23 protein-coding genes are annotated in these 22,811 nt (G+C 73.0%); 10 read left to right on the forward strand and 13 right to left on the reverse strand.

Annotated elements, in window-relative coordinates:
• The first annotated feature begins 31 nt into the window (after positions 1 to 31).
• Entirely contained in the window at positions 32 to 1,492 is a 1,461-nt protein-coding gene (locus ACIBSV_RS31945; RefSeq protein WP_395869195.1) for an amino acid permease, read from the forward strand.
• Positions 1,493 to 1,519: 27 nt separating this feature from the next.
• Here the strand turns inward: ACIBSV_RS31945 and ACIBSV_RS31950 are convergent, their stop codons facing one another.
• Positions 1,520 to 2,512 (reverse strand): DUF5996 family protein, encoded by a 993-nt coding sequence (locus ACIBSV_RS31950; RefSeq protein ID WP_395869197.1) that lies wholly within the window; start codon positions 2,510 to 2,512, stop codon positions 1,520 to 1,522.
• A 154-nt stretch (positions 2,513 to 2,666) separates the two neighbouring features.
• On the opposite strand from ACIBSV_RS31950, the gene ACIBSV_RS31955 reads away from it, so the two are divergent.
• Positions 2,667 to 3,758 (forward strand): FAD-dependent monooxygenase, encoded by a 1,092-nt coding sequence (locus ACIBSV_RS31955; RefSeq protein WP_395869199.1) that lies wholly within the window; start codon positions 2,667 to 2,669, stop codon positions 3,756 to 3,758.
• A 144-nt stretch (positions 3,759 to 3,902) separates the two neighbouring features.
• Here ACIBSV_RS31955 and ACIBSV_RS31960 read toward each other — a convergent pair whose 3' ends face one another.
• Entirely contained in the window at positions 3,903 to 4,883 is a 981-nt protein-coding gene (locus ACIBSV_RS31960; protein ID WP_395869201.1) for a zinc-binding dehydrogenase, read from the reverse strand.
• A 200-nt stretch (positions 4,884 to 5,083) separates the two neighbouring features.
• Between ACIBSV_RS31960 and ACIBSV_RS31965 the strand changes: the two genes are divergently transcribed.
• Positions 5,084 to 5,800, forward strand: a complete 717-nt coding sequence (locus ACIBSV_RS31965) for a DNA alkylation repair protein (RefSeq protein WP_395869203.1) — start codon at positions 5,084 to 5,086, stop codon at positions 5,798 to 5,800.
• Between the two features lie 85 nt (positions 5,801 to 5,885).
• Positions 5,886 to 6,593: a Type 1 glutamine amidotransferase-like domain-containing protein gene (locus tag ACIBSV_RS31970; protein WP_395869205.1), complete on the forward strand. Its 708-nt coding sequence runs from the start codon at positions 5,886 to 5,888 to the stop codon at positions 6,591 to 6,593.
• A gap of 136 nt (positions 6,594 to 6,729) precedes the next feature.
• On the opposite strand, the gene lysA is transcribed toward ACIBSV_RS31970, so the two are convergent.
• The 5 genes from lysA to ACIBSV_RS31995 form a co-directional block, all read right to left on the reverse strand.
• On the reverse strand, positions 6,730 to 8,055 hold the full coding sequence (lysA, locus tag ACIBSV_RS31975; protein WP_395869207.1) for a diaminopimelate decarboxylase: 1,326 nt from the start codon (positions 8,053 to 8,055) through the stop codon (positions 6,730 to 6,732).
• A 37-nt stretch (positions 8,056 to 8,092) separates the two neighbouring features.
• Positions 8,093 to 8,758: an SAV_915 family protein gene (locus tag ACIBSV_RS31980; RefSeq protein ID WP_395869209.1), complete on the reverse strand. Its 666-nt coding sequence runs from the start codon at positions 8,756 to 8,758 to the stop codon at positions 8,093 to 8,095.
• 219 nt (positions 8,759 to 8,977) lie between these two features.
• Positions 8,978 to 9,787: an aldose 1-epimerase gene (locus tag ACIBSV_RS31985; protein ID WP_395869211.1), complete on the reverse strand. Its 810-nt coding sequence runs from the start codon at positions 9,785 to 9,787 to the stop codon at positions 8,978 to 8,980.
• Positions 9,788 to 9,797: 10 nt separating this feature from the next.
• Entirely contained in the window at positions 9,798 to 11,339 is a 1,542-nt protein-coding gene (locus tag ACIBSV_RS31990) for a class I adenylate-forming enzyme family protein (RefSeq protein ID WP_395869213.1), read from the reverse strand.
• Positions 11,340 to 11,543: 204 nt separating this feature from the next.
• Positions 11,544 to 12,503: a hypothetical protein gene (locus ACIBSV_RS31995; protein WP_395869215.1), complete on the reverse strand. Its 960-nt coding sequence runs from the start codon at positions 12,501 to 12,503 to the stop codon at positions 11,544 to 11,546.
• A 247-nt stretch (positions 12,504 to 12,750) separates the two neighbouring features.
• Between ACIBSV_RS31995 and ACIBSV_RS32000 the strand changes: the two genes are divergently transcribed.
• Positions 12,751 to 13,179 carry an SRPBCC family protein gene (locus ACIBSV_RS32000; protein WP_395869217.1) on the forward strand — a complete coding sequence of 143 codons (429 nt, stop codon included), beginning with the start codon at positions 12,751 to 12,753 and terminating at the stop codon, positions 13,177 to 13,179.
• 141 nt (positions 13,180 to 13,320) lie between these two features.
• Here the strand turns inward: ACIBSV_RS32000 and ACIBSV_RS32005 are convergent, their stop codons facing one another.
• Positions 13,321 to 14,238: a hypothetical protein gene (locus tag ACIBSV_RS32005; RefSeq protein ID WP_395869219.1), complete on the reverse strand. Its 918-nt coding sequence runs from the start codon at positions 14,236 to 14,238 to the stop codon at positions 13,321 to 13,323.
• Positions 14,239 to 14,426: 188 nt separating this feature from the next.
• On the opposite strand from ACIBSV_RS32005, the gene ACIBSV_RS32010 reads away from it, so the two are divergent.
• Positions 14,427 to 16,802, forward strand: coding sequence for a transketolase-like TK C-terminal-containing protein (locus ACIBSV_RS32010; RefSeq protein WP_395869221.1), 2,376 nt, complete (start codon positions 14,427 to 14,429; stop codon positions 16,800 to 16,802).
• 84 nt (positions 16,803 to 16,886) lie between these two features.
• Here the strand turns inward: ACIBSV_RS32010 and idi are convergent, their stop codons facing one another.
• Positions 16,887 to 17,438 (reverse strand): isopentenyl-diphosphate Delta-isomerase, encoded by a 552-nt coding sequence (gene idi / locus ACIBSV_RS32015; protein WP_395869223.1) that lies wholly within the window; start codon positions 17,436 to 17,438, stop codon positions 16,887 to 16,889.
• Between the two features lie 221 nt (positions 17,439 to 17,659).
• Between idi and ACIBSV_RS32020 the strand changes: the two genes are divergently transcribed.
• On the forward strand, positions 17,660 to 18,241 hold the full coding sequence (locus ACIBSV_RS32020) for a hypothetical protein (protein WP_395869225.1): 582 nt from the start codon (positions 17,660 to 17,662) through the stop codon (positions 18,239 to 18,241).
• Positions 18,242 to 18,343: 102 nt separating this feature from the next.
• On the opposite strand, the gene ACIBSV_RS32025 is transcribed toward ACIBSV_RS32020, so the two are convergent.
• Together ACIBSV_RS32025 and ACIBSV_RS32030 are read right to left on the reverse strand one after the other, a co-directional pair.
• Positions 18,344 to 18,778: a chaplin gene (locus ACIBSV_RS32025; RefSeq protein WP_395869227.1), complete on the reverse strand. Its 435-nt coding sequence runs from the start codon at positions 18,776 to 18,778 to the stop codon at positions 18,344 to 18,346.
• Positions 18,779 to 18,979: 201 nt separating this feature from the next.
• On the reverse strand, positions 18,980 to 19,303 hold the full coding sequence (locus ACIBSV_RS32030; RefSeq protein WP_395869229.1) for a chorismate mutase: 324 nt from the start codon (positions 19,301 to 19,303) through the stop codon (positions 18,980 to 18,982).
• Positions 19,304 to 19,576: 273 nt separating this feature from the next.
• On the opposite strand from ACIBSV_RS32030, the gene ACIBSV_RS32035 reads away from it, so the two are divergent.
• Positions 19,577 to 19,975, forward strand: coding sequence for a hypothetical protein (locus ACIBSV_RS32035; RefSeq protein WP_395869231.1), 399 nt, complete (start codon positions 19,577 to 19,579; stop codon positions 19,973 to 19,975).
• Positions 19,976 to 20,018: 43 nt separating this feature from the next.
• Here the strand turns inward: ACIBSV_RS32035 and ACIBSV_RS32040 are convergent, their stop codons facing one another.
• Positions 20,019 to 20,306 (reverse strand): hypothetical protein, encoded by a 288-nt coding sequence (locus ACIBSV_RS32040; protein WP_395869233.1) that lies wholly within the window; start codon positions 20,304 to 20,306, stop codon positions 20,019 to 20,021.
• A gap of 140 nt (positions 20,307 to 20,446) precedes the next feature.
• On the opposite strand from ACIBSV_RS32040, the gene ACIBSV_RS32045 reads away from it, so the two are divergent.
• Both ACIBSV_RS32045 and ACIBSV_RS32050 read left to right on the forward strand, forming a co-directional pair.
• Entirely contained in the window at positions 20,447 to 20,578 is a 132-nt protein-coding gene (locus ACIBSV_RS32045; protein ID WP_395869235.1) for a hypothetical protein, read from the forward strand.
• A 178-nt stretch (positions 20,579 to 20,756) separates the two neighbouring features.
• On the forward strand, positions 20,757 to 22,217 hold the full coding sequence (locus tag ACIBSV_RS32050; protein ID WP_395869237.1) for an NAD(P)/FAD-dependent oxidoreductase: 1,461 nt from the start codon (positions 20,757 to 20,759) through the stop codon (positions 22,215 to 22,217).
• On the opposite strand, the gene ACIBSV_RS32055 is transcribed toward ACIBSV_RS32050, so the two are convergent.
• Complete coding sequence (locus ACIBSV_RS32055) at positions 22,198 to 22,608, reverse strand: Zn-ribbon domain-containing OB-fold protein (protein WP_395869239.1); 411 nt, start codon at positions 22,606 to 22,608, stop codon at positions 22,198 to 22,200. The genes ACIBSV_RS32050 and ACIBSV_RS32055 overlap by 20 nt on opposite strands.
• Positions 22,609 to 22,811 lie beyond the last annotated feature (203 nt).

The raw sequence follows: 22,811 nt of genomic DNA on the forward strand, positions 1-22,811 counted from the left end.
CGACCTCCAGTCCCCAGGATCAGCGCCACCCATGAGCAGCCCACACACCCCAGGCAGCGCCGCCGACACCGCCCCCGGCGGGTCCGAGACCGGCTCCGGCACCGACCCCGGCGGCGAGGGCACCCACCACCTCGGTCACACCCTCAAGCCCCGGCACATGACCATGCTCGCGCTCGGCGGCGCGATCGGGGCGGGGCTGTTCGTCAGCACCGGTGCGGGCATCCACACCGCCGGCCCGGGCATCCTGATCTCCTACGCGCTCGCCTCGGTGCTGGTGTTGCTGGTGATGCGGATGCTCGGCGAGATGGCGGCGGCGGTGCCGCGCAGCGGGTCGTTCTCCGAGTACGCGGGAGCCGCGTTCGGGCGGTGGGCCGGCTTCACCGTCGGGTGGCTGTACTGGTGGATGGTCACCATCGTGCTGGCCGTCGAGGCCTCCGGCGCCGCCGCCATCGCGCACGGCTGGCTGCCGGGCGTTCCGATCTGGGTGTTCTCGCTGGTGATCATGCTCGTGTTCACCGGCGCGAACCTGCTCACGGTGCGCTCGTTCGGCGAGTCCGAGTTCTGGTTCGCGACGGTCAAGATCCTGGCCATCGTCGGCTTCCTGGTGCTCGGCGTGCTGGCGATCCTGGGGTGGCTGCCGGACACCGACGCGCCGGGCCTGGCCAACCTCACCGGCAACGGCGGCTTCCTGCCCAACGGCTGGGACGGGGTGATCACCGGCCTGCTCGCGGTCGCGTTCTCGTTCGGCGGTCTGGAGATCGTCACGATCGCCGCCGCCGAGTCGGACGACCCGGCACGCAACGTGGCCCGCGCGGTGCGCACCGCGGTGTGGCGGATCCTGCTCTTCTACATCGGCTCGGTGGCGATCATCGCGACGCTGCTGCCGTGGGATTCCGACCGGCTCGGCAGCCCGTACGTCTCCGTCCTGGAGGACATCGGTGTCCCCGGTGCCGCGCATGTGATGGACGTGGTGGTCTTCACCGCGCTGCTGTCCGCGCTCAACTCGATGTTGTACGGCGCCTCCCGGATGGCGTTCTCGCTGTCCCGGCGCGGCGAGGGGCCCCGGCGGTTGTCCCGGGTGGCGGGCAACGGGGTGCCCAGGACGGCCGTGCTGGCCTCCTCGGCGTTCGGGTTCGTGGCGGCGCTGCTCAACGTGTGGTGGCCCGAGCAGGTGTTCAAGCACCTGCTGAACTCGGTCGGCGCGATGTTGCTCTTCGTCTGGTTCGCCATCGCCGCGTCGCAACTGGTGCTGCGCCGCCGGATCGAGCGCGAGGACCCGGATCGGCTGCTGGTCCGGATGTGGGGTTTCCCGTACCTGACCTGGTTCGTGATGCTGGCCCTCGCGGCGGTGTCGATCCTGATGCTCTTCGACCACACCGCCCGCCCGCAGTTGCTCTCCTCGGTCGTCGTGGTGGCCGTCGTCCTGGCCTTCGCCCTGGTCCGCGAGGCCCGCCGCCGCGACCTGCGCAGGCGCGCGAACACGCGGTTCTGACCCGACCCGGGCGGGCGAAGCCCCACCCTAGAGCCCGGCGCGGGCCAGCGCCCGGAGTTGTTCGCTCGTCGGGCACCAGTTGGATCGCATCTCGTCGGTCGGCCATCCCGCCAGGCTCGCGCTCGCGGCGAAGTTGGACTGGAGGTAGCCCAACAGCGTGCGCCGCGGGTCCTCGGCCACCCGGACCACGTCGTAGTCGAGGGTCGATCGCGAGCCGTCCGGCAGCCAGAGCGCCTCGCGCGGCGAGAGCGGTTGCTTCTCGACGCCGTCCGGCTTGGGCGCGGCGTACGAGTAGTAGGCCGGGTGCGGCACGTTCGGGTCGCCGGCCCAGAAACCGAACGAGATCACCTCGTGCGAGTACGCCTCCGCGGTGACCGGGTCCACGCCGCGCATCGGCGGCTCGACCCGCTTGCCGGAGAACCGGGTCAGCGCGAGGTCGAACGAGTGCCAGAAGAGCTGTACGGGCGAGGTCTTCCCGTCGAACCAGCCCATGAACTCCTCGAACACGTCCGCCGACCAGGTCAGGATCCGCCAAAACCGCCACGCGTACTCCGCCTGGTAGGTCGCGTGCTCGGTGTCCTCGCGGAACGGCACGGTCAGGTGCGGGACGCCGAACGGTCGCTCCAGCAGCGGCACGTCGATGCCCAACTCGGCCAGCACCCCATGCACCGCGACGTCGAACTCGGTCACGCTCAACCCGTCCACGAGCGCGATCTCGCGCACGTCGCCGCGATCGGTCCGAAAGACCACGCGGTGGTCGATGAAGTCGAACGCGATGTCGAAGGCGACGCCGGCCACGGTCAGCCGGCGGGTGGTGAAGCCGCGCGCGTCCACCGTGAAGGTGATGTTCCACCAGTGGTTCTGCGGGTGGCTCGCGGCGAGCTTGACCTTGCCGACGATCTGCGCGAACAGATGCAGCGTGTCGAGGGTGTGCACCCACGCGTCGTACGGGAGTTCGGGAAGCCGGGGCGGGTCGGCCGGCCCGGTGGCCTGCGCGGGATTGCTCGAAGGGGTGCCCATGAGCCGATTCTCGCCCCTGCGGGCCCACTCCGTCCCGTTTTGCTCCGCCGTCCGGGCCGGCCGGGGCAATTGTGCGCCACCCCCCGAGCGGGTGAGCACGGCCGGAGCGTACCCTGCGTGCGACAACATCCCAACCACCTGTACAGGGGTACTCGTGCGCGTTGTCGTCGCCGGAGCCGGCATCGGTGGGCTGGCCACCGCCCTGAGTCTGCACGCGGCGGGGATCGCCGACGTGAGTGTGTACGAGGCGGTCGAGGAGATCCGCCCGCTCGGCGTCGGGATCCAACTACTCCCCGACGCGGTGCGAGAACTGGCCGAACTCGGCCTGTACGACGACGTCGCCGAGATCTCGGTGCCGATCGACGAGTCGGTCCACCACGACCGGCTCGGCGAGCGGGTCCGCTCCGAGCCGCTCGGGTCGGCCGCCGGGCGCGCGTGGCCGCGGCTGTCGGTCCACCGCGGCGAGTTGCAGATGCTCCTGCTGCGCGCCCAACTCGCCTGGCTGGGCGCCGAGTCGCTGCGCACCGGCCTGCGGCTGAGCGGCTACGCGCAGACCGCGGACGGGGTCACCGTCGAGTTCACCGACGGTGCGGGCGAGACCGTCACCGATGTGGCCGACGTGCTGATCGCCGCGGACGGGATCGACTCGGCGGGCCGCTCGCTGATGTACCCGAGCGAGGCGCCGCCGGCACCCGGCGGCCGGGTGCTGTGGCGCGGTGTGACGCCCGCGGCGACCCTGCACACCGGTCACACGATGGTCACCGTGGAGGACGGCGGGCGCACGTTCGTCGCGTATCCGCTGCGGGCGGCCGAGGGTGATCGCCCCGCGCTGCTGAACTGGATCGCCGGCCACCCCTCGGCGGGCCCGCAGGCGGGGCCCGGCGACTGGAGTCGGGCGGCCGAACTCGACACCATCCCGGCCCACTTCACGGACTGGGACTTCCCCTGGCTGGACGTGCCCGCGGTGATCGCGGACGCGGACGTCGCGTACGAGTACCCGATGATCGACCGGGTGCCGCTGCCGAGTTGGTCCGACGGGCGGGTCACGCTGCTCGGCGACGCCGCGCACGCCGGCTTCCCGATCGACGGCGTCGGCGGCGACGGGGCCTCCCGGGCGATCGTGGACGCGCGCGTGCTGGCCCGCGAACTGGCCGCGCACACCGATCCGGTCGACGCACTCGCCGGCTACGAGGAGCGGTGCCGCCGGGCGACCGGTACCGATGTCCCGGTGCCGGGTGGGAGTTGAGCGGGCCGTCGCTCATCGAAAGGAGTCCGGGCGGGCCTTCGCCCGCCGGAGGTCGACCGGCGTCGAGCGGGCCGGCGGTCGTCGACCGGGCGCCGGCCGGGGTCGAGCCGATCGCCGCTCGACCCCCGCCCGGCGCGCGTCGGGTCACGACAGCAGGACGACCTTGCCGACCGTCTGCCGACCGGCCAGCGCGGTGTGCGCGGCGGCCGCCTCCGCCAGCGCGAACGTGGTGACCGCGGGCCGCAGTTCACCGGCGGCGGCGGCCGCGAGCGCGGACTCGGCCAGGGCCTTGAAGCCACCCGGACGGTTGGCCATTCGCGGACCCAACGGGTTCTCCACGGCCACCCCGGCGGCCGCGGCGCGCGTGTCCAGATCGGCGATGGCATCGCCCGAGGACCAGCCGAACGTCACGAGTCGGCCGCCCTTCGCGAGCAGGTCGAGCGCGTCCCCGCCGATCTCGCCGCCGACGCTCTCCAGGACCACCGTCACCGGCCGTCCGGCGAGTTCCTCGCGTACGCTCGCGGCCCAGTCGGCGGCGGTGTAGTCCACCGCGATGTCGGCGCCGGACGCACGCGCGGCCTCGACCTTGGCGGCCCCGCCGGCCGCCCCCACCACGAGCGCGCCGAGCCCGTGCGCGGCCTGGACCAGCAGCGTGCCCAGACCGCCCGCCGCGGCGGTGACCAGCACCACGTCCTCGGCGGTGATCGCGGCAACGTCCAGGATGCCCAGCGCGGTGCGCCCGGTTCCCACCATCGCCACCGCGATCTCGGCCGGTACCCCGTCCGGCAGCGGCAGCAGCGCCTGGTCGTCGATGATCGCGAACTCCGCGTAGCCGCCGTTCCGGTTGCCCAGATGGGCCACCACCCGCCGGCCGACCAGGGCCGGATCCACCCCGGCACCCACCACGTCCACCGTGCCGGCCACCTCGCGGCCGAGGATGACGGGCAACTCCGGCTGCGGGAAAGGGCCTTGGGTACGTCCCGAGCGCAGCATCACGTCGACCAGGTGGACTCCCGCGGCGGCCACCGCGATCCGCACCTCCCCCGGCCCCGGTTGCGGAGTCGCGACCTCCTCGTACCGCAGGTTCTCGGCCGGACCGAACTCGTTCAGGCGAATCGCGCGCATCGGACACTCCGGGGTTTGCTGGGACGACGGACAACGACGACGGGACGACGACCCGACGGGCCGGCCGATCCGGCGTGGTTGCCGCGCCGAATCGGGTGCGAACAGTCTCGAACCTCAAGTCGACTTCATGTCAAGCGACACGTCCGCGAATGCACCGAACGATCATCGCCCGATCGACCGTCGAGCCGTACGGTGGGTGCGTGTTCGATGCCGAGGAAGCCGCCGCCGCACTCGTCGCCACGCTCGCCGCGCTGGGCACACCGGAGCGGGCCGGGGCGGAGAAGGCGTATCTGAAGAGCGATCTCGACTTCCTCGGCGTCACCGTGCCGGTGCTGCGCAAGACGGTCACCGCGACGGCCCGCGCCCGCCCGGAACCGACCCGGACCGAACTCCTCGCCTGGGTCGCCGCGTTGTGGCTTCGGCCGGTACACGAGAGCCGGTTCGCCGCGATCGAGCTGCTGCGGCTCCACCTGCACGTGCTCACCCGCGCCGATCTGCCGCTCGTCGAGCGACTGATCCGCGAATCGGCGGGCTGGGTGTACGTGGACACCCTCGCGGAGAAGGTGGCCGGCGTACTGATGGGGCGAGATCCCGCGGACTTCGCCACCGCCGACGCGTGGGCCGCCGACGGGGACTTCTGGGTCCGCCGGGCGGCGCTGCTGAGCCTGCTCCCGGGCATCCGCGCGGGCGCTCCCGACCTGGTCCGGTTCGATCGCTACGCGGACGCGATGCTGGACGAGCGGGAGTTCTTCATCCGCAAGGCGATCGGCTGGCTGCTCCGGGAGATCGCCAAGCGGGATCCGGCGTACGTGATCGCCTGGACCACCGCACATCGGGCCCGGATGTCCGGGGTGACGCTGCGCGAGGCGATCCGCCGGCTGCCCGCCGCCGACGCGGCCCGGTTGCGCGCCGGCTGAGCGTTCGGCCCGCGCACGCGCGGCACCGCGGGTCGGCGCAGACCGGCGCCGACCCGGCCGCCGTCCGGCACGGCAGGATGTCTCGATGACGACTCATCTGGTGGCCATGGGCGGCGGCGGTTTCTCGATGAACGACGGGGCCTCCGCGCTCGACCGATACGTGCTCGAACTGGCGGGTCGGGCCCGTCCGAACGTGTGCTTCGTACCGACCGCCTCCGGCGACGCGGACGGCTACGTCGACCGCTTTCGGCACGCGTTCGAGCGGCTCGACTGTAGAGCCGGGCACCTGAGCCTGTTCCGGCGCACCGGCGCCGACCTCGCGGACGAACTCGCCGACCAGGACGTGATCTACGTCGGCGGCGGCTCCACCGCGAACCTGCTCGCCCTGTGGCGTCTGCACGGCCTCGACACCGCGCTCGCGGCCCGGGCCGCCGCGGGCGACCTGGTGGTGTGCGGTCTCAGCGCGGGCGCGCTGTGCTGGTTCGAGGGTGGCATCACCGACTCGTACGGACCGACGCTGCGCCCGCTCGCGGACGGCCTGGGCTGGGCACGGGGCAGCGTCTGTCCGCACTACGACGGCGAGGCCGAGCGCCGCCCGGCGTACCACGCGGCCATCGCGGCGGGTCTGCTCGCGGCGGGCCACGCACTGGACGACGGCGCCGCGATCCACCTCGTGGACGGCCGGGTGCACACCTTCGTCGCCGAGCGGCCGGACGCGCACGCGTATCGGGTCGAGCCCGGTCCCGACGGTGTCCACGAGTCGGCACTGCCGATGACCAGGCTCCGCGCATGACCGGCACGGCGGCGGGCGTGGCGGGTGTGACGGACGGGTGTAGCGGGTGCGGCGGGGCGGTGAACGCCTCTCGGGAGTGCGTTCGTACGCGGGGCGCCCCCGCCGCGCGCGGGGGTCGCCGATCAGGGGGCGCGGGTCAGGACTCGCTGCCCGTGTCTCTGGCCAGGAGGTCCTCGATCCCCTCGCGGCGGAGCAGCACGCGGCTTCGGCCGTCGCGGACCGCGACCACCGGCGGCCGGCCGACCAGGTTGTAGGTCGAGGCCATCGACTGCTGGTACGCGCCGGCGGCCGGCATCGCGAGCAGGTCGCCGGGGTGTACGTCCTCGGGCAGTTCGACGTCGGCCGCCAACACGTCGCCCGACTCGCAGTAGCGGCCCACGACGGTGACCCGCCGGGTGCCCGCCGCGCCGGGACGGCCGACCAGGCGCACGGTGGTGCGGGCGCCGTACAGGGCCGGTCTCGGGTTGTCCGCCATGCCGCCGTCCACCGCGACGAACACCCGGTGCGCGGTGCGCTTGACCACAAGCACCCGATACAGGGCCACGCCCGCCGGACCGGTGATCGCCCGGCCGGGCTCGACGATCAGTCGCGGTACCGGCAGGTCGTACAGCGCGCATCGGCGGTTCAGTTGCCGGCGCACGTCGTCCGCGAACGCCTCGATGTCCAACGGATGTTCACCGCCGCGGTAGGCGATGCCGTGGCCGCCGCCCAGGTTCAGTTCGGGCAGCACTATCCCGTGCCGGTCGCGCAGCCCGGCCAGGAACTCGACGAGTGTGGCGACGGCGGCCAGCCAGGGCCGCACCGAACCGATCTGCGAGCCCAAATGGCAGTGCAGTCCGGTCGGTTCCAGGTGCGGCTGGGCCATCGCGCGCAGCACCGCGTCCTCCGCGTCGCCCCGCGCGATGGACAGGCCGAACTTCTGGTCCTCGCCGCCGGTCCGGATCGCGTGGTGCGCGCCGGCCTCGATCCCCGGCACCACGCGCACCATCACCCGTTGCCGCTGTCGAGGTGCCACCAGCGCGGCCAACCCGGCGATCTCGGCCGGGTTGTCCAGCACGATCCGGCCCACGCCCAGGCGCAGCGCCGCACGCAGTTCGTCCGCCGACTTGGCGTTGCCGTGCAGGATGATCCACTCGCCGGGCATCCCGGCCAGGGTGGCGAGGGCCAACTCGCCCGCCGAGCACACATCGAGCCCGAAGCCCTCCTCGCGCAGCCAGCCGACCAGGCCGCGGCACAGGAACGCCTTTGCGGCGTAGGCGATCTCGACCCCGGGCAGCGCGCGGCGGTAGGCCCGGCAGGTGTCCCGCACGTGTTGTTCGTCCAGTACGTACAGCGGTGTCCCGAACCGCTCCGCGAGTTCGGCCGAGGTCAGGCCACCGATCGTGAGGTCCCCGGCGTGCTCCCGCGTCGAACGCGGCCACACGGCCGCGTCCGATACCGGCTCCGCAAGCGTGACGGACATGGCAACTCCCTTGTACACGAGCATTGGTGACGGCAGATCAGCCGAGCAGGGACAGCACCACGAGGAGCACCGCGACGACGGCGGTGCGCAGCCCACCGAGCGGTTGCGGATCCCGGACGGATCGGGACGCCCCTGATACCCGGGAGGGCCCGACGCCCGGCGCGAGTCCGCCGGCGCTCCGGCCGAGGGACGGCCGAGTGGGCGAGACCGCCCGCGCGGGAGCGAGCCCGGCGGCGGCCGGCGGGCGTGCCGCCCCGGCGGCCGAGGCCCGGTCGATCGCGACGGGCACGACGGCCGCACCGACCACCCCGGGCGTACCGACCACACCGCTCATACCGGTCGCACCGGTCGCACCGACAGCGCCGTCCGCCGCCGAGTCCCGAGCAACCGCCCCGCCCACCGGCTCCTGGTGCCGCACCGGCGGCGCCGAGAGTCCCGGATCGACCAGCATGCGCTCGCCCCCGACCTCGTCGGCGAGCGAGCGCACCGCGCCCGCCCCGAGTCGGATCCACTCCTGATCGGCGCCCAGCACCGCCCGCAACCGCGCCACCGACGTGAACGCGACCACCACCCGGGCGCCCAGCGGATCCCGGCACAGCCGGACCACCCTGGCCCCGTCCACCGACCGCACCGGCACGATCAACACACGCCGAGCGGTGGTCGCGGAAGCGGGTTCCTCATCGGTGATCAACACATCCGACACGACAGCCTCCGAAGTCCGGCCCCGCAGCCGACCGCGGGTCCCGACTCCGACGCTACGACCGCGCATACCGGGCAACCCCGCCCCTACCGCGCCCTTGATCATCCGCGGGCCGTTGTTGACGCCCTCCTGACGCGCGCGGACGCAATCCCCGGAATCAGCCCGACCTCGCCCGACCGAGAGCCCCGTTTCCCCCGAGCCCGCAGGTCCCCGCTCCCGGCCCTACTCCGCCCCCGACCAGGCCCACCTCGTCGTCGCCACCAGCGGGTCCCCCGGCCGCACCAGGCGGGCCGCAGGGCCCGCCAGGCCGTTCGGCGGCCCCGTCTGGGGCTCGACGCACACGTGGGCCTGCGGCAGGTCGTACACCACCGTGTAGTCGCAGTCCGAGGTCATCCGCAGCCGCAGCGCGCCGGGCCACTCCAGCGTCGCGTCCACCCCACCGGGCGTCCCGTAGCAGTCGTCCCGAGGCCCCGGCAGCGGGGGTATCCGGCGCCCGGTGGGCAAGTAGTCGGCGCCGCGCTCCTCCTGCCACTCGGGGGTGAAGGACAACTCCAGCGGCCCGCCGACGCCCAGTCGCCGCCGAAACCACGGGTGCCACCCGGCCTGCGCCGGAAACGTCGCGGTCTCGGACTCGATCCGCAGCACCGTGACCAGCCCGTCGGGCGTCAGCGTGAAGGTCTGCTCGACCCGGCCCGCGAACGGCCACGGGTCGGTCAGCGCGAACTCGAAGACCGCCGACGCGGCATCCCCCGCGATCTGCTTCCACGCGCCGCGATAGCCGAGTCCGTGCAGCGCGTGCGGCGCCGCGTCCGCCGGGAACTCGTGTATCGCGCCGTCGAATTCGAACCGGGCCCCGCCCATCCGGCCGACCCACGGCACCATCGGATAGCTGCCCCACTCCGCGGGCCGCTCGCCCTCGGTCCGCAGCAGTTCGAGCCCGCGCACCCGCAACGAGCCGAGCCGGCACCCGGCGTCCGGCAGAATCAGCGCCTCGGCGCCTTCGGAACGCAACCACACTTCGCCGTCGATCATGGTCGGCAGATTACGCGTAGCGCTCCCGAAGCTGCTTCTTGAGCACCTTTCCGGACGGATTCCGCGGCAGTGCCGAGACGATCTCGATACGCTCCGGGAACTTCTGCCGCATCACTTCCCGAGTGCCCAGGAAATCCCGCAGAGTACGCAGATCAGGTGGAATCGACGGATCGCTCGGCACGATCACCGCGCACACCATTTCGCCGCGTTCGGAATCCGGCAGACCGATCACGGTGACCTCGGCGACGGCCGGATGCGCGTCCAGCAGGTCCTCGACCTCCTTGGCGCTGATCGTCTCGCCCTTGCGCAGGATGACGTCCTTGAGACGCCCGGTGACGTACACGTTGCCGTGCTCGTCCACTCGGCCCAGGTCACCGGTACGCACCCGCCCGGCCTCGTCGAACGCCTCGGCGTCCAGGCGCGCGTCCACGTACCCGCGCATCACCTGCGGCCCGCGCACCCGCAGTTCGCCCTCCGCGCCGACCGGCACCGGCAGCCCGTCCGGCCCGACCACGGTGACCTCGACTCCGCGGGTGGGCCGGCCCTCGGCCCGGGCCAACGCGTCGTCCGGGTCGTCCGGGCCCGCCATGGTCAGGATCGGCGCCTCGGTCATCCCCCAACCGGCCAGCACGCCCGCGCCTCCCAGTTCGCGCTTGATCGCCTCGTGCAGCCCGGGTGGCTTGGGCGCACCGCCGCCGGGACAACTGCGCAGCTGCGGGAAGAGCGGGTCGCCGGCGGGCCGGCGGCGCTGCGCGGCCAGCCACGCCTGATGGAAGACGGTGCCCGCGCCGGCCAGCGTGACCCGCTCGCGGCGCAGCAGGTCGGGCGTCTCCTCGGGGTGGAAGGCTTCGGTCAGGATCATCGTGACGCCGTGCGTGAGGGCCGCGGTCAGCCAGGTCGTACAGCCGCCGATGTGCGCGAACGGGAAGACCAGCGCGACCCTGTCCCCCTCGCGCGCGCCGATCCGGTCCGCCATGCCGACACCCGCGGCCATGATGCTCGCGTCGGTGTGCCGGGCGCCCTTGGGGTCGGCGGTGGTCCCGGAGGTGTAGAAGTACCAGCGCACCGGGGCGTCCTCGGGCGTGCCGGGCACCGGCGGCGCGGGCGGCAGGTGGGCCGGATCGCCGGTGGGCAACGGGCCGTCCAGGATCAGCAGTTCCAGACCGGGCACCCGGTCGCGCACCCGACGGGCCAGTTCCGGATAGTCGTACCCGCGCCACGCCGGCGGCACGATCAGCATCGAGGCGCCGGTCTGTCGGGTGACGAAGGCGAGTTCGCGTTCGCGGTGGATCGGCATCATCGGGTTCTGCACGACGCCGAGCCGGGACAGCGCGCCGACCAGGACCACGGATTCGAGCCGGGTGGGCAACTGCCAGGTGACCGTGTCGCCCGGGCCCAGTCCCTGGGTGTGCAGGAACGCCGCGAAGGCCTCGGCCGCGTCGCGGAATTCCCGGTGGGTCAGCCGCCGACCGTGCTCGTCGACCAGCAGTTCGCCGTCGGGCGTTCGGGCCGCCCGCGCCTCGATGGCCGCCCAGAGGCTCGTGTGTGTCACCGTCGTGCCCTCCTCGCCCCGCCCGGCCCGTGCCCGGCCGGCATCGCCGCGCCCGTCCCGCATACCTATCAGGAACGGTCGCGACCCGACAGGGTGATCAACACCGGGCCCGACGGGGTGGGCGCGCCCACCCCCGTGCCGATCGCGCACGGCACAGGACTCACCGGTCGGAAAAGTCCGACGCGGCACGCGCGAGCGCGAGGCTCACAGATACAGGAAGTGCGGTGACACCACGATCACCGAGGGCACCAGCAGCGCCGCCGCCGTCAGCAGCCGCAGTCCCGCGGAGGCGACCGGTGCGCCCACGCGGACGCCCGCGACGGCCACCTCGGGGTGCGCGGTCGCCTGGGCCTGGTGCACGGCCAGTTCCTCCTGGCGCTGCTGCGGCCACGCGAAGCACGGGCAGAACGGCCCGCCTGCCTGCCCCGGCCCGGACAGCTTGACGATCGCCCGGCGCAGGTTGACCCGCGCGATCGAGCCGCGTACGTCCGCGTCCGCCGCCTTCTCCGACAGTTCCGCCGCGTGGTCGGCCCACTCGCCGAAGAAGCGCACCATCGGGTAGGCGTCGGCGAGCGTGTCCGCGCAGACCATCCACTGCGCGTCCCGCCGGCGCAGGTGCCCGGCCATGTGGGTCAGCACCGCGTTCAGTTCCTCCGGGCGGAGCAGGTCCAGGGCGCGGGTGGTGGCCTCGACGCGCGGCGGCCGGGACGGCAGCAGCACCAGGCGCGGCGCGTCGTCCTCGACGATCACCAGGCGCGGCCGGCCGCCTGCCTCCTCGTCCAGCAGTGGGGCGCAGTTCTCCAGCCGGTCCAGTTGTACGCGCAACGCGCGCCGGTAGTCGCGGGTCGCGCCCGCGCCCCGGCGCCAGCCGAACCCGACGATCAGCAGCGCCAGCAAGGCGACGACGATCTGCACGACCAGCGGCACGTGCGGCATGCCGATCCGGGGGGCGAAGCCGGCCGCGCGCATCGGGGCCAGCCACAGGTCGGGCGTGTAGACCGGCACGGCCAGCGCGAACGACGCCAGGACACCACCGGCCGCGGCCCGCCACGCGCGTTGTACGTGGCGCGGACCGAAGCCGCTGCGTTCGGCCCGGCGCAGGACGCGAGGCGCGGTCACCAGAATGGCCGCCGCGAAAGCCGTCAGCACAAGTCCGTACAACACGTCCTCGCCGTCCCTTTCTCGCCTCGTCGCTCCCGTGACCCGTTCGGCCCTGCAACGGTTCTAGGCGCCAAGTGGTTTCCGCGTCCAGGAGACAGGCCACATCGGGCGGGTGATTTATTCGGCCGACACCAACCACCCGGTGGTATTGCGGACCCGCGCGGACCCGGGTCGAATCGGCGGGAAAACCGAATCGAATCGCATCGTCCCATCTCCACGCGCGTAATTTCGAACCGACAGGAGTGCCTTCATGCACGAGTTCTCGCGTTCCGCTGTGATCGCCGCCACACCGGACAAGGTCTGGGCGGTCATCGGCGACTTCGGCGCCCTCGGCGACTGGCACCCGGTGGTACCGCCGAGCACGATCGAGGGCGGCGGCGACGCCAACACCCCGGGCGCGGTGCGGGCGTTCGCGATCGACGGCGAAGTGCTCTCGCGCGAGGAACTGATCAGCCACGACGCGGACGCGCACCGGATGACCTACCGACTGATCCAGGTCCCGCTCGCGGTGTCGAACTACGTGGGCACGCTCGCGGTGCACCCGCACCCGGACGGCAGCGAGGTGGTCTGGTCGGCCGCCTACGAGGGCGAGGCGGACGTGGTGGAGACCGTCGACGCGGTCTTCGCCGAGGGCACCTACGGCGTCGGCCTGGCCGCCCTGCGGGAGCGCTTCGCGTAGCGCCGCTCCGGGGCGGGTTCCGGCCGCGAACCGCCTCGGGTGCCCCGACCGGGCGTCGGGAGCGCCCGGGGCGGCGTCACCCCCGGGTCCGGCCGGGCGCCCGCGCACCGTCGTGACCGACCCTGCCCCGGTTGCCGGCGATCACGGCGACGGACTCCGTCCGATCGGCACCGAGTGCACGATCGTGTCACTGCCCGTGTCCACGATCGACGCGACGACGACGTCCCCCGATCCCGCGTTGAGGACCACGGCGCGGGTTCCGCCCGAAGTGACCTGGACCGCCGCGGCGTTCGGCGTGTCGACGCTCCCGATCGGCTCGCGGGTGGCCGGGTCCACGATCCGCAGGTCCCGTGCGCCGTCGGGCACCACGTACAGCCGGGAGCCGTCCGGGGAGACCGCGACGTCGGTGGCGCCGCCCTCGATCGTGATCGTGCCCAGGCAGCGCAGCGTGGCCGCGTCGAGGATGTACACGCCGCCGGCGCCGGCCACGTACACGCTCGCGCCGTCCGGCGAGCACACCACCGCCCGGGGCGCCTTCGCCGTGCCCACGACCGTGGCGCCGGTGTCCGGGTCGAGCACGGTGACCAGGTCCTCGGCGAAGCCGGCCAGGTAGAGCCGGTCACCGTCGGGAGCCGGCGTCACCGACGTGGCCGGGTGCGGCACCGGGAGGCTGCGCACCACCGTGTTCAGCGTGGGGCTGAGCACCTCGACGGTATTCGACGCGAAGCCGTGGTCGGCGGGCGGACAGGAGGCGAAGTACACGGCGGCGCCGTCGGGGGCCGCGACCGGCGAGCGCGGCCAGGCCGCGGCGATCCGGCCCAGCACCACCGGCGTCTCGGTGTCGATCACGGTGATCACGCCCCGCTCCGGGGAGGTGACGTACACGGATCCGCCGGCGACCGCGGGCGGCCCGAGCGCACCGGGAACGTCGATGGTCGCCACCGCCGTGCCGGTGACCACGTCCAGGACGGTGACCGTGTCGGACCCGTTGTCGGTGACGTACGACCGGAGCGTCTCGGTCGGCGGCGGTCCGCCGGGTATCGCGGTCGACTGGGCCATGGCATGCCTCCGGAGGCGTCGGGACGATCCATCGGGTGAGTGCGGTGGCGCTCGGAACAGACCAACAGCACCGGGACGCGCTGTCAATGGACGGATACGTGCAGCTACCGTGGACCGTCCACGCGTATCGCATGGTGAGACGATCGCCGTATGCTTCGGCCACCCCGATCGATCTTGAGGTGACGACCATGCATCGCAGCGACACGGACCACGCCGCGGCCGCGCTCGGTATCGACCTGCCCGTCCTCGAAGCCGTCCAGCGCCGCATCCTGTGGCTCGCGACACGCATCGTCGACTCCGCCAACCACGACCGGCCGAACGCGGACGGCATCAAGGTCGGCGGCCACCAGGCGTCCTCCGCGTCCTTGGTGTCCGCGATGACCGCGCTGTGGTTCGCCCACCTCGACGGCCCGGACCGGATCAGCGTCAAACCGCACGCGTCCCCGGTCTTCCACGCGATCCAGTACCTGCTCGGCAACCTGGACCGGTCCTACCTGACCACGCTGCGCGCCAAGGGCGGGCTCCAGTCGTACCCCTCCCGGACGAAGGACCCGGACCGCGAATGGGTGGACTTCTCCACCGGTTCGGTCGGGCTGGGCGCCGCCGCGCCGTTGTTCGGCGCCGCCGCCCGGCGCTACGTGGACGCGCACTTCGGAGCGCGCCCGGCGTCCCGCTTCGTCGCGCTGCTGGGCGACGCCGAGTTGGACGAGGGCAACATCTGGGAGGCCATCGCCGACCCGGCCACCCAGGGCCTGGGCAACGTGATGTGGCTGGTCGACTTCAACCGGCAGTCGCTGGACCGGGTCGTGCCCGGAGTGCGGATCGACCAGTGGCGCGGCCAGTTCGAGGCGGCCGGCTGGCATGTGGTCGAGGTGAAGTACGGCCGCCGGCTCCAGGCCGCGTTCGACCGGCCCGGCGGCGCGCCGCTCAAGGCGTGGATCGACGCGATGCCCAACGAGCAGTACCAGGCCCTGTTCGGCCTCGCCGACGCGGACGTGCGCGCGCACTTCCTGGACGGCGCGCCGGCCGACGTCGCGGACACCGTCGCCGACGTGCCGGACGCGGAGCTGCACGCGCTGGTCACCGATCTGGGCGGGCACGACATCGCCGCGCTGCTGGACGCCTACCGGCGCTGCGACGAGGTCACCGACCGACCCAGCGTGGTGTTCGCGTACACCGTCAAGGGCTGGGGGCTGCCGCTGGCGGGCAACCCGCGCAACCACTCCGCGCTGCTGAGCACCGAGCAGGTGGCCACGCTGCGCGCCGAGCACGGGCTGAGCGAGCGCACCGAGTGGGACCGCTTCGACGCCGCCACGCCCGAGGGCATCCTGGCCGGGCAGCGCCGCGAGCACCTGTCCCGCGCACCCCGGCCGGGCCCGCTCGGCGTCCCGGTCGCCGCCTCGACGAATCAGCGAATGAGCAAGCCGGTGTCCACCCAGGAGACCTTCGGCCGGGTCCTGGTCGACCTCTCCCGCGACCCGGCGCTGGCGCCGTACCTGGTGACCACCGCCCCCGACGTGGCCACCTCGACCAACCTGGCCGGTTTCATCAACCGCACCGGGGTGTTCGCGCCCACCGAGCGCCGCGCGTGGTCCGGCGAGGGCGCGCTGAAGTGGATCGAGGGCCCCGGCGGGCAGCACATCGAGCTGGGCATCTCCGAGATGAACCTGTTCCTGCTGCTGGAACAGCTCGGCCTGGCGGGCGACCTGTCCGGCCAGCCGCTGATCCCGATCGGCACCGTCTACGACCCGTTCGTGTGCCGCGGCCTGGACGCGTTCATCCACGCCGTGTACTCCGGCTCGCGGTTCATCGTGGCCGGCACCCCCTCGGGCGTCACGCTCGCTCCCGAGGGCGGCGCGCACCAGTCCACGATCACCGCGTCGATCGGGCTCGAACTGCCCGGCACCACGCTGATCGAACCCGCCTACGGCACCGCGCTGGACTGGCTGCTGTGCGACGCGGTGGGCCGGATCGCCGGCGGTCCGGACCACGGCGTCGAACCGGACAACGGCGCCTACTACTTCCGGCTGACCACCCGCCCGATCGACCAGGCGCCGTTCGAGGCCGCGCGAACCCGGCTCGGCGACGCGCTGCTGCGCCGCCAGGTGCTCGCCGGCGCGTATCGCCTCCTGGACGCGCCCGACCTGCCCGGCGCACCGACCGTGTACCTGGCCGCCTCCGGCGCCGTGTTGCCCGAAGTGCTGACCGCCGCACACGAGTTGCGCGACGAGGGGATCGCCGCGCACGTCGTGGACATCACCTCGGCCGACCGGCTCTACAGCGCGTGGCAGCGCACCCTGCGCCAGGGGGTGCGCACCGCGACCACGCCGTCCGCGCCGGGCGCGCTGCGCACCGCGTTCCCGCACCGGGCCCCCGTGGTCACCGTGCACGACTCGTCCTCGCACACGCTCGCCTGGCTCGGCTCGGCGCTCGGCGTGCCGAGCGTGCCGCTGGGCGTGGACCAGTTCGGCCAGACCGGCCGGATCGAGGACCTGTACGAACTGCACGACCTGCTGCCCGGTTCGATCGTCAACGCGGCGCTCGCGGCGCTCTCGCTGGCCTGAGCGCGAGCCCCCGCCGACCCGTCATCGGGACGGGACACGCGAGGGGCGGGCCCGGTGCGTCCGGACCCGCCCCTCGGCGTGTGCTCAGCGTGCGGCGAGCGCCGCGAGCGGCTCCCGGACCGGGTCGAGCACCGCGCTCAACCACGCGGTGTGCTCGTGCCCGGCCAACCACCCGTCCAGATCGGCGAGCGGCACGAACGCGACGTCGTCGACCTCCTCCGGGTTGAGGCCGAGTTCGCCGCCGACCATGCCGACGAAGAGGTGGTTGTACTCCTTCTCGACCAGGCCCGAGACCTCGTCGGTGACGTCGTAGGTCACCAGGCCGGCCGGTTCGAGCACGGTGGGCTTGACGCCGAGTTCCTCGGTCAGTCTGCGCAGCACCGCGTCCCGGGGCTCCTCACCGGGGAACGGGTGGCTGCAACACGTGTTGGACCACCGGCCCGGCGAGTGGTACTTCGTCAGCGCCCGGCGCTGCATCAGCACCCGGCCCTCGTCGTCGAGGAGGAAGACCGAGAACGCGCGGTGCAGCAGACCCGGCGGCTGATGAGCCTCCAGCTTCTCCGCGAGGCCGATCGTGTTCCCCTGTGGGTCCACCAACTCGACCATGACCCGACCGTCCGGCTGCTCCTGCGCCATGTGCTCTCCCTGCTGTTCGGCCTTGCCTGCACAGTATCCGGCGGGCGAGTCACGGATCGTCGATACCGCGCCGGCGCCCGCTACATCGTTGTCTGTACGCCGGGATCCGCCCTGCCGACGATCCCCGGGCGGCGCGCGCGAGAGAGGCTGGTGGGGTCCGTTCGCCGGCGCCTCGACCCCCTCGGGGTGCGCGCTCGGCCCACTCCGAGGAGGAGATCGCCGTGGTCGTCGCCATGATCGTGGTCTGCGAGGTGGGCTTCTGGGTGCTGATCGCCCTGGGCCTGCTGAGCCGCTACGCGCTGCGCCGCCGCCGGCTGAGCAACGTGTTCCTGTTCAGCACACCGCTCCTGGAGCTGATCCTGCTCGTGGTCGCCGTGGTGGACCTGCGCGGCGGCGCCACCGCCGGCGCGCGGCACGGGATCGCCGCGTTGTACATCGGCAGCACCGTGATGTTCGGCCATCGGGCGATCCGCTGGGTGGACCAGCGGGTGGGCTATCACTTTCTCGGCGGGCCGTTGCCGTGGCGACCGCCGACGCACGGCGTGGAGCGGATCCGCTACGAGGTGACCGAGTTCGCCCGGATGGTGGGCGCGATGGCGATCGCCGCCGCGCTGGTCGGCCTGCTGATCCTGATCACCGGCGACGCGGATCGCAGCGAGGCGCTGGTCGGCACCTTCGGCATGCTCGGCGCGATCACCGCGATCTCCCTGGTGATCGCGGTGGTGGGCGCGGTCTCGGCGGTCGGCAAGCCGCCCAAGCCCAAGCCGGCGCCGCGCCGGCTGCGCGATCGGGTGTCCGCCTGACGCTGCCGAGGAGGCCGGCACCGCCGGCCCATGCCCGCGGGAAGCTCGCGGCCCCGGAACACGTGGGAGGTGTTCCGGGGCCGACGTGCCGTGGCGGGCGGTTCAGCCCAGCATCGCGCCGGCCAGGTTCGGGGCGCCGCCGACCCGGGCGGTCGGGTCCTGGCAGTCGTCGCCCGGCGGGGTGTGCGGCGGCGGCGGGAGCTCCGGCGGACAGTCGTCGGTCGGCGGGGCGTGGTGCGGCGGCTGAGCGGGGTGACCCTGGTGCCCGGGGGGCATCGGGGTGGCGTGGTCCATGCCGTCCCCGTTCAGGCAGGTGTTGCCGAACGTGGGGTTCAGCGCCGCGATGATGTTGACGCTGTTGCCGCAGATGTTGACCGGAACGTGCACCGGCACCTGGACGTTGTTCCCGGAGAGCACGCCGGGCGAGTCCACGGCGGCGCCGTCCGCATCGGCCGACGCGAACGCCTGGCCCCCCATCGCAACCGAACCGCCGAGAATGGCGGCGGTGACGACCGCACCCTTGGTGAGCTTGTTCACTGGTAGTTATTCCCATCGATCGATAGACGGTGGAACCGAAGTTCCGGGACGTCCAACGCGTGGGCGGGGTACCGGTGACGGGGGGCGCGCGAACTTCCCCCGTTAGTAGCAACCCGCGCGTGACGAAACGTCAGACGGCGCTACCGAAGGGGGATTTCGGGCAGTGCAGGCAATCGACTCAACGAGCCCGTCGGAGGTTGATCACGCGCGGGCGATTGCCTCGTGATGGTGAATCACTTCGGCGACCAGGAAGTTGAGGAACTTCTCCGCGAAGTCGGGGTCCAGCTTGGCGCTCTCGGCCAGCGCGCGCAGACGGCGGATCTGTACCGCCTCGCGGGCCGGGTCGGCCGGCGGCAGCTTGTGCTCGGCCTTGAGCACGCCCACCCGCTGGGTGCACTTGAATCGCTCGGCGAGCAAGTGGATCAGGGCCGCGTCGATGTTGTCGATGCTGTCCCGCAGGTCGAGCAGCTCGGCGGGCTTGCCGGGCGCCTCGCCCGACGTTTCGTCAGTGGTTCCGTTGGCCATAACGGGTGACCCTACCCGGCGACCTCGCACGAGCGGACGGACGGCGTTCGAGCACCCCGGGCGCGACCCGCCGCACACCCGTCGTGCTTGCCCCGTCCAGCACTCAAAGGAAATATCACCACCTGTCATCTCTCGTTCTGCCAGGTGTCACATCGCCACCTGCGGGGGACCCTCTGAGTACGGCTCGCGCCGTCGGCTGTCCCTGCCGCGACGCCCGGGCCGTTCGGCGGTGCTCGAGGGATGCGGCCGGGGCTGCAGTAGGGGGCGAACGACATGATGGAGGAAGTGCGTCTAACGCCGAGCGAGCGGCGGATGCTGGAGGAGATCGAGTACGAACTGCGCAAGGACCAGGAGCTGGACCTGGCGCTTCGTACCATGCGTCCTTCCCGCAACCGCAGGCGGACCGGCGCGCGCGGCCGTGTCGTTCCGGGCGCGGGCTCGATGCCGGCCTCGAAGCGGGCCCGCCGCAGGATGCGTCGGCCGACGCTCTCCGGCACATGGCACGTGCTGCTGCTGGTGGTGCTGTTCGCGGCGGTGTTCGCGGCACTGGCCACCACGTCCGGCGTCTACCTGGTGGTGATCGCCTTCGCGCTGATCATCATGGGCTGCACCACCACGCTGGTGTGGTTGTGCGTGACCTTCCTGTTGCGCCGCGGCGGCGACAAGACCTGATCGCGCCCCGATCGACGCGGGCCGCGGTCGCCGCGGCCGGTGGTCAGCGTGCCCGGTGGTCGCGACCGCCGGCCGCGCGACCCGGGCCGCGCCCGCGCGCCGCGACCATCAGCGTGCCTGCGGGCGCCGCGACGCCGAGCAGGAGCGCGGCGTCCAACGCGCCCATCCCGCCCTGGCCGATCGAGTAGAACACCAGCGCGAGCGACGCGAACATGCACATCAGCACGGCCGCGGTCATCCGCTCGGCACGGCGCCCCCGGGTGAGCAACCACAGGCAGCCGAGAGCGCCGACGGACAACGTGACCAATGCGGCGATAGCGGTGGTGGTCATCGCGCCTCCTCGTCGTGCTGCCTGCGACCCCGACGGGCCCTGTCCCAACGATTACCCGAGGTGATCGCGTCGATGCCGCGACCCCCACCGGAATCGAATCCTAACCGCCGCCTACCCCCAGGGGGTATAAGGTTCCCGGCATGACACTTCTCGCACCCTCGTGCGGCGGCGCCGCGCACGTCGAACTGATCCGACGCCTGGGCACCGCGACCGTTCGAGTGACGCTCACCGCCCGGCGCTGCCGCCGCGCCTGCTCGCGCCACCGTGCGTAACACCTCCGTTACGCTCGCGTCGAAAGCCGGAAACGGCCGCGCGGTTCACTCCGGGCGACATCGGTTCCGGTAGCGGGACCGGCCACCCTCGACTCAGGTGACGGCGCGAGATGACGACACGAGACCGTACGACCGCGTTTCGGCGCACCGGCCGACCGGCAGCCGCGGGGGTGACCCGGTGAGGCCGGGCACTCCGGCGGCCGATGTGGTGATCGTCGGGGCCGGTCCCGAGGGCATGGCGATCGCGTACGCGTTCACCCGGCGCGGTGTGCGCGACGTGATCGTGTGCGCGGCGGGTGCCGGCGGTTCGGGCCCGCCCGGGTCGACCGGCGACCCGGGACCCGGCGGAGGTGCCGTGCACTGCTCCGCCACGGTGCCCGCGCTGGCGGCGATGGCCTGGGCGGGCACCCACCTGTTCGAGGACGCGACCGACGTGCTCGGCGAGGATGTCGGGTACCGCCGGTGCGGTCGGCTCGTCGGCGTGACCGCCGCCGATCTCGGCGCCCTGGACGCGGGCATCGCGATGCGCCGCGCGCTCGGGATCGACGTCGCGCGGGTGGCCGCGGACGCGGTCGCGGCACGGTGGCCGGAGCTCGCCGTCCGGGACTTCGCCGCCTTCGCGCACGAGCCGCGCGGCGGGTACGCCGACACCAGGCGCACCGCGCGCGCCTTCGCCCGGGCGGCCCGCCACGGCGGCGCCGCGATCCTGCCGTGCGCGCCGGTGGTGAGCGTGTCGGCGACCCGGGACCGGATCACCGGGGTTCGGCTGAGCGACGGCCGCGAGGTGGCCACCGGCACGGTCGTGGTGGCCGCGGGCGCCGACTCGCCCGCGTTCGTGGAGCCGCTGGGGGTGACCCTGCCGGTGCGCGCCGCCCGCGAGTTCGCGGTCCGGGTGCGGGTGGGCCGGGCCGTCGACGAGCGGCCGGTCCTGGTGGATCTGCCGCACCGGCGCTACCTGCGCCCGGACGGCCCGGGGCAACTACTGCTCGGCGCGCTCGACCCGGCCGCGGACGCGTTCGACGACGAGCTCACCGCGCGCGCCGCGGCACATCTCGCCGCCCGCCTCCCCGGCTTTCGCGAGATCGCGCCGGTGGCCGCGTTCGGCACCCGGCACGACGCCGGGCCCGACCACCTGCCGCTGATCGGATCGGTGGGCCCCGACGGGCTGTTCGTCGCGGCCGGGTGCGGCGAGCACGGGCTGGGCATCGTGCCCGCGGTGGGCACGCTGGTGGCCGACCTGCTGTGCGACGGGGCCAGCGGCCGACCGGACATCCCGGGCGCCGACTTCCACCCCGACCGGTTCGCCGCCCGCACCCGGTCACCGGGAACGCGCAGGCCGCCGGCGGCGCGCCCGCCCGATCCGGCGGACGAGTCCGGCCGGGGGGACGCGTTCGTCCAGGGGACCGGTCCGGGTCGACGTGCCGACTCCGAGCGCGAGTTCGCCCCCGGCCGGCACGCCGACTCCCGCCGAGGGCTCGGGCCGGCCGGGGGACTCGGCTCCGATCGGAGGCTCGCCTTCGATCAGGAGCTCGTCTTCGATCAAAGGTTCGTCTTCGATCAAGGGCCCGCCTTCGAAGAAGGGTTCGGCTCGGACCAAGGGCTCGGCGCCGATCGGGGGTTCAGCTCCGATCAGGCGTGAAGAACGGCAGCACCCGCTCCTCCCCCGTGGTCCGCAGGTCCACCCGCACCCGCATCCCCGAGTGGATCTCGGCCGGTTCCACCTCGACCAGGTTGGTGAGCATGCGATAGCCCTCGTCCAGGTCCACGATCGCCACCGCGTAGGGATCGCCGAGTTCGCGCGCGGCGGGCCGGCTCACCACGGTCCAGCTGTACACACTGCCGCGCCCGGCACTGGTGGCCCAGTGCAGCGCGCGCGACGAGCAGCCCCGACACATCTCGGTGGGGGTGAAGTTCGCCGCCTCGCACGCGCCACAGCGCTGATAGCGCAACTCCCCCGACTCCGGGGGCATTCGCATCGACGCGGCAGGAGTCACGGGTACACCGATCTGCGGTCCCAACACGGGTGTCACGGCCTTTCCGTTCCGAACGTACTTCGTCGAGCCCGTCGGCGTTCGAGGACGAGCGTTGGCTGCATGCTCGCGCACCAAGTGCGCGGTTGCCGAATCGGTCGCACACGCGTTCGCCGACGGAAAGGTGCCAGGTGGGGAGAGGACGTCGACAGGACTTCTCGGCCAAGTCGGGGACAGGGCTTGCGTGATTGGCGCAGGATGGG

Origin of the sequence: Embleya sp. NPDC050154 (assembly GCF_044460165.1) — a bacterium.
Taxonomy (GTDB): domain Bacteria; phylum Actinomycetota; class Actinomycetes; order Streptomycetales; family Streptomycetaceae; genus Embleya.